At 52.2% G+C, this 11,701-nt stretch carries 9 protein-coding genes and 1 pseudogene; 7 read left to right on the top strand and 3 right to left on the bottom strand.

What is annotated here, in order from left to right:
• Positions 1 to 70: 70 nt before the first annotated feature.
• The 5 genes from HJG54_RS24870 to acs all read left to right on the top strand — a co-directional run bounded on the left by HJG54_RS24870 (position 71) and on the right by acs (position 6,455).
• Positions 71 to 346, top strand: coding sequence for a potassium-transporting ATPase subunit F (locus HJG54_RS24870; protein WP_316431910.1), 276 nt, complete (start codon positions 71 to 73; stop codon positions 344 to 346).
• Complete coding sequence (gene kdpC / locus HJG54_RS24865; RefSeq protein ID WP_316431909.1) at positions 346 to 984, top strand: K(+)-transporting ATPase subunit C; 639 nt, start codon at positions 346 to 348, stop codon at positions 982 to 984. Before HJG54_RS24870 ends, kdpC begins: the two co-directional genes overlap by 1 nt.
• A gap of 28 nt (positions 985 to 1,012) precedes the next feature.
• A complete protein-coding gene (locus HJG54_RS24860; RefSeq protein ID WP_316431908.1) occupies positions 1,013 to 2,149 on the top strand; it encodes a universal stress protein in 1,137 nt (378 codons plus the stop codon).
• 147 nt (positions 2,150 to 2,296) lie between these two features.
• Complete coding sequence (locus HJG54_RS24855) at positions 2,297 to 4,027, top strand: SBBP repeat-containing protein (RefSeq protein WP_316431907.1); 1,731 nt, start codon at positions 2,297 to 2,299, stop codon at positions 4,025 to 4,027.
• A 457-nt stretch (positions 4,028 to 4,484) separates the two neighbouring features.
• Positions 4,485 to 6,455: an acetate--CoA ligase gene (gene acs / locus HJG54_RS24850; RefSeq protein WP_316431906.1), complete on the top strand. Its 1,971-nt coding sequence runs from the start codon at positions 4,485 to 4,487 to the stop codon at positions 6,453 to 6,455.
• Between the two features lie 224 nt (positions 6,456 to 6,679).
• On the opposite strand, the gene HJG54_RS24845 is transcribed toward acs, so the two are convergent.
• Entirely contained in the window at positions 6,680 to 7,228 is a 549-nt protein-coding gene (locus HJG54_RS24845; RefSeq protein WP_316431905.1) for a hypothetical protein, read from the bottom strand.
• 474 nt (positions 7,229 to 7,702) lie between these two features.
• Between HJG54_RS24845 and HJG54_RS24840 the strand changes: the two genes are divergently transcribed.
• On the top strand, positions 7,703 to 8,425 hold the full coding sequence (locus tag HJG54_RS24840; protein WP_316431904.1) for a hypothetical protein: 723 nt from the start codon (positions 7,703 to 7,705) through the stop codon (positions 8,423 to 8,425).
• A 34-nt stretch (positions 8,426 to 8,459) separates the two neighbouring features.
• A pseudogene (locus HJG54_RS24835) lies at positions 8,460 to 9,626 on the top strand (tetratricopeptide repeat protein).
• Positions 9,627 to 9,916: 290 nt separating this feature from the next.
• Here HJG54_RS24835 and HJG54_RS24825 read toward each other — a convergent pair.
• Complete coding sequence (locus HJG54_RS24825; protein WP_316431902.1) at positions 9,917 to 10,222, bottom strand: hypothetical protein; 306 nt, start codon at positions 10,220 to 10,222, stop codon at positions 9,917 to 9,919.
• Positions 10,223 to 10,594: 372 nt separating this feature from the next.
• Complete coding sequence (locus HJG54_RS24820; protein WP_316431901.1) at positions 10,595 to 11,560, bottom strand: hypothetical protein; 966 nt, start codon at positions 11,558 to 11,560, stop codon at positions 10,595 to 10,597.
• Positions 11,561 to 11,701 lie beyond the last annotated feature (141 nt).

The raw sequence follows: 11,701 nt of genomic DNA, 5'->3' as shown, positions 1-11,701 counted from the left end.
GCACACACTCTTCCCCTCCCTCAGGCCGCCTCTCTCTCGCTTCTTCACTCATTTATACACCATTGCTGCCATGAAACTGACTCATTTACAACGCAACGTTCCACAGGCAACTGCCCAGATGTTTGAAAGCGTCACCGGAGTTTGGGCTGAGTGGCGTCGGCAAAAGCTGCCGCTGTATCTATTTCTGGGCCTGTGCGCTAACTTGATTATTGCGCCTGCCGTCTTTGCTACAACAGGCGGAGGCTTGTCGCGAACCCAATCCTACTGGTTGGCAGCATTAATTCTACTGACTGTTGCGCTTGCTATCTATCTCTTTTTTGTCATGTTTGTACCGGAGAAATTCTAATGAGTTTTGCACGCGAAGCTAGTAGAGCCGTTCGTTCTACCTTAATTCTCTGGATCCTAACGGCAATAATTTATCCATTTGTGATGCTTGCAGTGGGGCAACTGGTTTTTCCCTTTCAGGCAAACGGCAGCATCATTACCGATGCTCAAGGTCAACCGATTGGCTCAGCCTTGATTGGGCAACCCTTTACCAGTGACCGTTACTTCAACAGTCGCCCCAGTACCACAGGCTACAGCACCGCCGATCCGACTGCCGATACATCCAATATTTTGCAAACCGGAGTTTCCGGCGCGAGCAATCTGGCTCCCAGCAACCCTGCCCTGATCGATCGCATTAAAGGTAAACCCGATCCTGACCCCGACCAAGCGATCGAAGGAGAAATCCCCAGATTGCGGGAAGCAGGTATTACACCAACTGCCGATTTGGTCTACACTTCTGGTTCTAGCCTCGACCCGCACATCAGCCCAGAAGCGGCAAGGGCGCAAATCACGCGAGTGGCAAGAGCACGAGGACTTCAACCGAATCAACTGGAGGATTTGATCAATCTAAATACCAATGGCCGGTTTCTAGGCATCTTTGGTGAACCGGGAGTGAATGTATTAAAGCTCAACCTAGCTCTGGACGCACTCAGCAGCTAGATGCCTTACACAAGCATCTAATTCGGCCATGTATCACTCATCCAAGCCTTCCCCCGATAGCTCCTACATTCGTCCTGCCCATCGCGGTAAGCACAAAATCTTTATTGGCATGGCACCCGGCGTGGGTAAAACCTACCGCATGCTGGAAGAAGGGCATCGGCTGCGGCAGGAAGGCATGGATGTGGTAATCGGCCTGCTCGAAACCCACAATCGTCAGGAGACTGCCCAACGAGCAGAAGGGTTGGAAATAGTGCCTCGACGGCAAATCAATTGTTCTGGTGTGTTTTTGTCTGAGATGGATACCGAGGCAATTCTGGCTCGTCAACCGCAGCTGGTTCTAATTGATGAACTGGCCCACACGAATGTACCTGGATCTCAGCGCGAAAAACGCTATCAGGATGTGGAAGTGATTTTGGCAGCGGGGATCAACGTTTACTCCACGGTCAATATTCAGCATTTAGAGAGTCTGAATGATCTCGTAGCTCGAATTACCGGCGTAGTGGTGCGAGAACGAATTCCCGATCGCCTGCTCGAAGAAGCCGATCAGGTCGTGGTGATTGATGTCACGCCGGAAACGCTGGAAGAACGCTTAAAGGATGGTAAAATCTACGCCCTAGAGAAAGTAGATCAATCGCTGCAAAACTTCTTTCAGCGGCGAAATTTAATTGCCTTGAGGGAGTTAGCTCTACGAGAAGTTGCTGACAACATTGAGGAAGATGCTCTCGCTGAAACTGCCAACAGTCACCAGCCCGCTGCCCCCTATTGCAATATTCATGAACGGGTTTTGGTTTGTGTTTCTACCTATCCAAATGCGGTTCAACTGATTCGCCGCGGGGCACGCATCGCTGGCTATATGCACGCCCCCTTCTATTGTTTATTTGTGGATGATCCAGATCGGTTTCTGACTAAGACAGAAAGTTTGCACATCGAAACCTGTGAACGGCTCTGTAACGAGTTTGATGGCGAATTTATTCGCGTGCGAGATCAGGATAAAGCTAGGGCGATTGCGGGGGTGGCAAGCAACTATCGCATCACTCAAATTGTCATCGGCGAAAGCCAACGGTCGCGCTGGAAGCTGATGCTGCGGGGATCACTGACTCATAAGCTGCTGCGACTATTGAAAAATATTGACGTACATATCATCGCAACGGATAAACTAAATTGAGCCTAAAGCTGATGCCGTTTCTACGTGGATTCAACAAGTGGCTCTAGCATTCTTAAACCTAAGGTAAAAACTGATGGATCTGGCCGTGCTTTGGTGACTTGGCCTGGGAATACTGCGGTTGATTAGATCAACCATTGCAATCGAACCATGCCACGAGATATTGCTAAGAGCACGTTAGCCGCCGCAAAACCGCTAAATTTAAGTACCAGCCTCGATGCATTCAAAGGGGGATTGGGAGCCTCCAACCGAGATGATTTGTTTCGCTTTCGCTTTGATCGAGCCAGCTCCTTCAATCTTGACTTAGCAACCGACAAAGGGGGAGTGCTGGGTGTGCAGGTTTTCTCGCTGAAGGGCGCAAAAAAACGAGTCCTGCGGGCGATTGGCCGTAAGGCGTTTAGCACACTCAAACCGAGCGATATCAAAAAATTCCTCCAGCCCATTGCCAACCAAACTTTTGCCAACGGCAAGGATGGCACGCTCACACTCAATCTACCAGCCGGTGAGTTTTATCTGCGGTTTCACCAGCGTCGAGGCCGCAGCAGCTACGGAGCTAAGCTAGCAGCCCAACCTCTGGCATCATCGGCTCCTAATACTCCCGGTAATTCCACACCCCAGCCTGTGCCCACGGCTTTGAATACGTTTAGCCGTCGTTGGTTGCAACAGTTTGGCACCTCTGGCAACGATTACACCTACGGCACAGCGGTAGATCGCAGCGGTAATCTCTATATGGCAGGTGTGGCCAACGCGGGCAGCGGTCCCGCCGGAGATGGGTTTATCGCTAAATACGCGGTGGATGGCACCCAGCTGTGGCGACGCTCGATTGATACGCCTGGAGCTGATGTGGCGTTTGATGTGGCTGTGGACGACGCTGGCAATTACTATGTCACAGGTGCGACGGTAACGGGATCTGGCTCTGCCACGAACAGCGATGTGTTTGTCACTAAATACAACAGTGACGGTCTCCAGCAGTGGATTAAAACCATCGCCACAACGGTGGATGTCTCTGGCACCATTCGTAACGGTCTGGATGCCGGGTTGAGCCTCGCGTTAAATGGCAATAATCTCTACATTTCCGGCTTGGTCGGGGCGTTTCCGCTCCCCAGCTTGGGCAAGGCGTTCATCGCGAAATATGATGCCACAACCGGCGCAGTCGATTCTGCCTTTGGTGGGGCTGGAACAGGACGGGTCGAGTTTGGTGTGGCAGATGCCTCAGCCGCAGTGGATCTGGTCGTCAGTAATGGTGTCCTGTACACCACCGGCATTACCGGAGCGGCCGTAGCCCTGAGCGGAAGTGGGATTAGACCGGCGGGAGGCGATGCCTTTGTTAGCGCCTTTGATGGCGTCTCTGGCGCAACGTTGTGGAGTCAAACCCTGGCTAGCAACGGCACCAGCCAGGACTATGCTCGCGGAATTGCCTTGTTTGGTTCCGATTTGTATATAACCGGCCAAACCAGCGGCAGCCTTCCCGGCAATACTTCGGCGGGCGGCAGGTCAGATGCCTTCTTAGCCAAATACAATGCCCAAACCGGAACTCCGCAGTGGGTAAGACAGTTTGGCAGCAACGGGATTGAAGAGTCGCAGGGAATAGCCATTGACAGTGCCGGCAAGATCTACATCACAGGCGAAACTGATAAGGCGCTATTCGGCGGTGCTTCCGGCAAAACCGATATCTGGGTAGCCCAGTACGACAGTAGCGGCAATCGCAGTGGCAGTGCGCAATTTGGTACGAATCAGGCCGATGAAGCCTACGGTATCGTGGTGGATGCAGCAGGCAATGTCTATCTGGCTGGTCAAACCCAGGGAGTCTTGTCAGGGTTGGCCGGTGCTGGTAAATATGACGCCTGGGTGGCTCAGTACGGCGTGTTGCCCACGGGCTAAAGTGCGGTTTTATTACCCATCATCCCAATCCTTGGGGCCAGCAGGAGGAGAGTCGGTACAAGTTGCTATCCCCTGTTGGCTCCATTTTTCATGCGTAGTTTTAGCTCGGTCGGCAAAGGCCATACCATTTCTCTTTAATTGAGCTACAAATCACCCAGCTCAACAGGTTACATTGTGCAGGTTCCGTAACTCAAAACTACGCGCTCCGCGCAGGCTACGCCAACAAAACTCAAAACTCAAAACTCAAAACTAAGAACTGGTATCACTGGGTTAGAAAGCGGTTTGTTCCGGTGCTGCTGATTGCAGTTCTGATTTTTTGTTGGAGGTTGGAGCTGTAGGATCGGGGTACTGGTTCCATACAAAATCTAAAGTTTCGTGGGAAAGGCACGACAAACCCGTATGGTTTTAATCAGGGCCACTGTGGCAATGCTCTGTTTCGAGTCGATAATATCTGCTTATGACAGCACCGACGATTGAATCCATCCTGCACGAAAACCGTTTGTTTGCGCCATCGCCTGAGTTTTCTCAGCAAGCGCAGATCCAATCTCTGCCAGACTACGAACAGCTTTACGAACGCGCTAAGGCTGATCCAGAAGCGTTTTGGGCCGAGTTAGCCGAACTGGAGCTGCACTGGTTTCAGAAGTGGGACCGGGTGCTCGACTGGCAGCCGCCCTTTGCCAAATGGTTCGTCAATGGCAAGCTCAATATTTCCTATAACTGCATTGATCGGCACCTGACAACCTGGCGGCGCAATAAAGCAGCTCTGATCTGGGAAGGCGAACCTGGCGACTCGCGCACCCTCACCTATGCCCAACTCCACCGTGAGGTCTGCCAGTTTGCCAATGTGTTGAAGCAACTCGGCGTCAAAAAGGGCGATGTAGTCGGAATCTATATGCCGATGATTCCCGAAGCCGCGATTGCCATGCTGGCCTGTGCTCGGATCGGTGCGCCTCATACGGTCGTGTTTGGTGGATTCAGCGCGGAAGCCTTGCGGGACCGGCTGAACGATGGCAAAGCCAAGCTAGTGATCACCGCAGATGGCGGCTGGCGCAAAGATGCAATTGTGCCGCTCAAGGAGCAGGTGGATAGGGCACTGGACAACAACGCCGCGCCGACGGTAGAAAACGTGCTAGTTGTGCAGCGCACCCAGCAGGCGGTACGCATGGAACCGGGCCGCGATCACTGGTGGCATGACCTGCGGCAGGGGGTGTCTGCTGACTGTCCAGCCGAGCCAATGGATAGCGAAGATATGCTGTTCATTCTCTACACCAGCGGCAGCACCGGCAAACCCAAGGGAGTTGTCCACACCACCGGCGGCTACAACCTCTATACCCACATGACCACCAAGTGGATCTTTGATTTGCAAGACACGGATGTCTACTGGTGTACGGCGGACGTGGGTTGGATTACCGGCCACAGCTACATTGTCTACGGGCCTTTGTCGAACGGGGCTACAACGCTGATGTATGAAGGTGCGCCGCGTAGCTCGAATCCGGGCTGCTTCTGGGACGTGATCGAAAAGTATGGCGTGAATATTTTCTATACGGCACCGACGGCAATTCGGGCCTTTATCAAAATGGGCGAACATTTGCCAAAAGCCAGGAACTTGTCGTCGCTGCGGCTGCTGGGCACGGTGGGTGAACCGATTAACCCAGAAGCCTGGATGTGGTACTACCGGGTGATTGGCAATGAACGCTGCCCGATTGTCGATACCTGGTGGCAAACCGAGACCGGCGGCATCATGATTACCCCACTGCCGGGAGCGATTCCCACTAAGCCAGGCTCAGCGACTCGTCCCTTCCCTGGCATCTTGGCCGATGTGGTAGACCTGGAGGGCAATCCGGTCAAGGAAGGAGAAGGTGGCTATCTGGTGGTGCGGTATCCCTGGCCCAGCATGATGCGAACCGTGTATGGCGATGATGAACGGTTCCGGCGCACCTACTGGGAGCATATTCCGCCCCGAGATGGCAACTATGTTTACTTCGCGGGCGATGGGGCGCGCAAAGACGAAGACGGCTACTTCTGGGTGATGGGCCGCGTGGATGACGTGATCAGCGTTTCGGGCCACCGTTTGGGCACGATGGAAATCGAATCGGCGCTGGTGTCTCATCCGGCGGTGGCAGAAGCGGCAGTAGTGGGCCGTCCGGACGAACTCAAGGGTGAAGAAATCGTTGCCTTTGTGACGCTAGAAGGTCATTACACGCCCAGCGAAGACCTCGATAAGTCCCTGAAGCAGCATGTGGTCCAAGAAATTGGTGCTCTGGCGCGTCCGGCGGAAATTCGCTTTAGCGATGCGCTGCCCAAAACCCGATCGGGCAAAATCATGCGGCGATTGCTGCGCTCGTTGGCTGCCGGTCAGGAGGTTTCGGGCGATACCTCCACTTTGGAAGATCGGTCAGTGCTGGATAAATTGCGCGAAGGGGCATAATTTGCCTGACACGATAGCAAGATAGGGTAGACAGGTTATCTCAACTGCCTACCCTAGATATCGCGTTTAATACAGTTTTGAGTTTTGAGTTTTGAGTTTTGAGTTTTGAGTTTTGTTGGCGTAGCCTGCGCGGAGCGCGTAGTTTTGAGTTACGGACCCTGCACAATCTAGCCGGTTGGGCTTGGTGATCTGTAGCTCAATCAAAGGGAAATGGGATAACCCGATTAAACCAACACAGAGCGACTGATCTGCTGATCAACCACGACACCAACCACATCACCATACAGCCGAATGAAAGTATCGGGCCGAGAGCTGCCGTAGGCGTCTCCTAGCGATAGGGTGTACGCACTCCTGGGACCCAGCAAGTCGATTCGTTCGCCATATTGCAAATCGTGAATTATAAACCGACCGCTGCCGATATAGTCGGACTCAATCACAAATAGATCGCGTCCTCTACCGCCATAGAGCTGATCAACCTCGTTCGTTGGGATGGGTCCTGAAGGAGAGAAAGCTTGGGGGTTGCCGGTAGCGAGCAGATCATCGCCGTCTCCACCCAGTAAGACATCATTGCCGTAGCCGCCGACTAACAGATCATGACCTGACTGCCCTTCTATCCAATCTGCGCCATTGCCGCCGTACATATCGTCATTGCCAGCACCCCCCAATAAAACGTCATCTCCTGCTAATCCATCGAGTAAGTCGTCGTAGGGTGAGCCTTCGATCCAATCGTTAGCGGGGGTACCAATAAATACATAACCTGGAATGTGTGACATTGTTTCCACCTTGATTCTTAAAAACAGGGTTATTTGCATCCAATCGTTTATAGCGGGATGCGGTTGGGGCGTCCTGAAGTAACGTTCACAGAGTCAGTTTTCTATCTGTGTCTACGGCTGATGAATTTAAGCCTCAGGATAGAAATCGAAGGCAGGAGATGATTTCACCCAATTTCACCCGATCGGGTGATCGGTGGAATAAGTTTAAGTGGAAAGTTGCGCTTGAATGAACGTGGGTGTTGTTTGTCCCGAACTCAGTGCACTGCTTCTAGCAGCGACCTTTCGTCTTTTTCTAAGAAAATCAGCGAATATCGGTAGATCGAAAATGAATGCGTTTTGATGACTAAACTTAGGTATGATCCCCCTAAATCCCCCTTCATAAGGGGGACTTCAAGCTACGGTTGGCCTGTTTTCCCCCCTTTGGTAAGGGGGGCTAGGGGGGATCTCAACATGATTTGCGATCTATTGAATAGGTTGAACTTGCTCGTTGCCGAAATTCAAACCCACACGGGACAGAATGTATTAGTGATAATCGATGATCTCGATAAGCTCGATTTGGGGGATGTCGAGAAGATTTTCAAAAACCATATTAAAGCCCTTTTTCAGCCAGCCTTCCGGATTATCTACACGATTCCAATTGCCTCGCTGCGAGATGCAGTGCTGCAATCAACGCTGGTGAGTGAATCAAATGACCAGATCGTCACAATGCCAGTCAGCAAGCTGTTTGCCAGAGGTGAGCGGCGTTCGTCCAATCCCGTTCCAATTGACCAGATGATGCAGCCGCTCTGCGAGATTTTACACAAGCGAATTTCGACGGAGTTGTTGCCGCCTGATATTGCAACTCAGATTACGCTCTACAGCGGTGGCGTATTGCGAGAACTGGTGCGGCTGGTCAATATCTGCTGTCGAATCTGTCTACGGCAGGTGCGACGTGGTCAAGACAGCGTGATTGATGGGACGGTGCTGGCGCAAGCGGTGAAAGAAATTCGCCTCGATTTTGAGACGACACTGAGCAAGGCTGACTATGCGACGCTGCAAACTACCTACGAACGATTTACTCCCGATGATCCTAAAGCGCAAGACTTTCTCGATTTGCTGCATGGGCTGCATGTGTTGGAATACCGTAACGATCAGGTTTGGTATGATTTGCATCCAATCGTGATTGATTTGCTCAAGCTGAAAGGACTGATTAGTTGATCTTGTTGACAATCTCTAAACTAACTTTTAGATAATGCTAGAGACGCTACCCGATGATCTAAATCAAGATGCCTATGATGATCTGCTGACAGCGATTGAAACCAGCACTGATCAGTTAGCGCTATTGATTGCCGTTTGCGATAACCCAATGCAGCGACAGGAGATTATCCAACGCTATGAAACAGAGCTAGCGCCTTCGCATCGCACCTATCGGCTCAGCATGGCTCGTAGTCAGCCCAGCCTCAAGCTAGCAATTCAAGAACTTTTGGAAATGGAATCATTGCAGCAGGGCGATCGGGCGGTGATTACGGTGGTTGATATTGAGCGGCTGTCGTTTTTAGGTTGGGATGAAGAACAATCGCAGCAGGATCAATTTCTTGGTTATTTGCAGTGGACAAGAGAGGCACTGCGCGAGTTCCGTTTCCCAATTGTAATTTGGGTGACGTATCAGATCTTGAATCGGCTCAGCCGCAAATCGCCCGACTTCTGGGGCTGGCGCAAAGGCGTGTTTCGCTTTGTTTCGCGTACCAAAGCGGCAATTCCGGCAGGTGAGATGAGGGCAATTTTTGAACTCGGACTGGAGCAAGTCACCGAAGAAACCCTGTTGCCCCTAGCAGATTTGCAGGCGTTGATTCAGCATACTGAAACCCAAAGCCCCAAAACCGCTCTGCTGGCTTCGCTCTATGCTCAACTGGGGCAGGTTTACCGTAATCGTCTTGATCGAGGTGAATTTGCTGACTACCCAACAGAATTAGCAAAAGCGATTGAGTGTTTTGAAAAAGCAATTGAACTGCAAACAGAACTAGAGCTACCACTGGATTTGGCCACCAGCCTCAACAACCTGGCAGGACTGTACGAGTCCCAAGGGCGCTACTCAGAAGCAGAACCGCTCCACCTCAGAGCACTCGAGATCTGAGAACGGCAGTTAGGAGCAGACCATCCCGATGTCGCCATCAGTCTCGGCAATCTCGGTTTGTTGTACGTTAATCTAGAACGCTATGCAGAGGTCGAATCGCTTTATGTACGGGCACTGCAAATCTTTCAAGCTCGTTTTGATGATCAGCATCCCTACACCCAAGAGATGATCAAGAGATTTACAGCATTTCTGCGCCAAATGATCGCCGCCAACCGCACTGCCGAACTCTCCAACCATCCGCTGACGCAGAATCTATTGCAAACGCTGAGAGCAGAGGAATCATGAAGGGCTTCGCATTATCGATCTGAAGGGTAGAACACCCTGACAAATGGTTGGTTACGGTAACGACGATAGACATCAAAACAGGATGGCAGCGAGTCTATCAATTTCGTAGGGTTCGTTTGCCGCATCGCCCGCCCGTCGCTAAAGCACGGGCTAATGGAGAAAGTACCCTGAAGGGCACTGAAAGGCTGATGTAGTCTGCTAAAGCAGACTTTATCCTATTAGCCCGCAGTTTACTCGCGGGTGAAATATTGCGAAGCTACAAAGCTATGTTGCCACCGAGCCGCCATCGCCTATGCTGCTGAAATGCTTCGCGCCTGAGCCTGCAACCGAGCAATCCAGGTTTCAATTTGAGCCACAGCCGTCTGCCGTTCCGTTGATTCCCAGAATGCAGACCAATCCAGCTTCCAAGCGCTGAGCTGACGCTGCAAATCAACCAGTTCCGTTGCGATTGCTAAATCCGTATTTAGATCAATTGTCGGTACAGTCCACTCGATAAAGAACTGGCTTTCGCGCACCAAATGATAGGCAATTTGGGCGTTGCTGAATTGAGGTATGAATTGCCCCCCAGCCCCCCAATTCTGGGCTACCGTGTACACAGATCTTGATCGCGACTCAATGCAAGGGGTGATCCCCCTAAATCCCCCTTGATAAGGGGGACTTAATCCCTGATTGGTAGGTGCTGCGCACAGGCTGCGCCTCCGGTTCCCCCCTTCGTAAGGGGGGATAGGGGGGATCCTCGACTTGTGTGGACATCGTAGCCAATTCTGAGGGAAGATCTTTCAAAGTCCCCTAGAATTGGGTGATTGGAGGGCTACCAACGTTACAGCAACTCCACGATTCATACCTCTATTCAGCAACGCCACAATTTGTTGATCGTCGCTGTCTAAGAGCGTTTGAAGATTCGATAGTGTCATCGTCTCGCTGGCGAGGGCAAGATGCTCGCACTCTATCTAAGTTGGTTGACCTACTTAATAGCTCACCTCCGACGTGGGGACCGAGCCTGACCCAATGCTATTCGGTGCTTCGGGCTGCGAGGGAGCCGGATCACTGGGCTGGGCTTCTCCGGTTGCGGGTGGCTGTTCGGGTGCGGGCTGGGTGGGCGGCTGTTCCGGTACGGGATCGGTCACAATTACATCCGGTTCGGCGGGTTGTCCGGCACCTGGATCGACCTGACCGGGAGGCTCGGAGCCAACGGGCGCATCAGGATCATGGGGATCGGCGGGATGATCGGGTTCCTCAGGATCACCGGGGTGGCTGGGATGACTGGGTTCTTCGGGATGACCCGGATGACTAGGATGATCTGGATGACCAGGATGATCCGGATAATCCGGCACATGCGATGAGTCATCGCCAGGAACCGGATAGGGGACGGGAACAGGGAAGGGTTCTGGAATCGTGATCACCTTCGTGCGGCCTGGAGATTCAACATATTCGGTTCTGGTTTTTAGGATCACCTGCGGCTTTGGCTGAGGTGGAGTCAGGGTCGATACAAATCCCGGAGCCAGTCGCTCAGTGGCAAACTTGATATATACATCTCGGTTGTAGGCATAGTCGCCTGCTACTGCCGTTTTATAAACCTGATCAAACTGAGAGCGCACATCCCAATAGCGGCTGCCCGTTTGTAACCAGCCCGCAATTTGCCGTCCAATCGCTAATCGTTCGGCATCCGTGAGGCGGCGATGCTCGACTGACTGTAGCGCCTGGGACAGATCGTAGAGGTAATCATTCTCGGCTTGGCTGAGGGTTACAATGGGTGCCGGTTGGCTCGCGGGAACAGCCCGTTCCGGTTGAGGCACTGACTGGCTGGCATTACTGTAATTAATCGGCTGGGGTGCCTGATTCTGCCATTGCTGGAATGCAGCCCATCCTCCCAACGCACCTGCGGTTAAGCCAACTCCGATTCCCAATCCCGCGATTATCTGCCCGAAACGCATCGTCCTCATCCTCGTAGTAGCGGATATTCCCTTTCTACAAAGGCAGATCTACCTGTTCCGTGTAAGTTTACAGAAATACAGACAAAGCTACAAAAGGTGAACGAATTAGTGGACTATTCCGTGATTAGGGAGAATGGAAGG

The organism is Leptolyngbya sp. NK1-12, from assembly GCF_032598965.1.
Classification (GTDB): Bacteria; Cyanobacteriota; Cyanobacteriia; order Elainellales; family Elainellaceae; genus Elainella.
The sequence above is the reverse complement of the archived record's forward strand: the minus strand, read 5'-3'. Positions and strand labels throughout refer to the sequence as shown.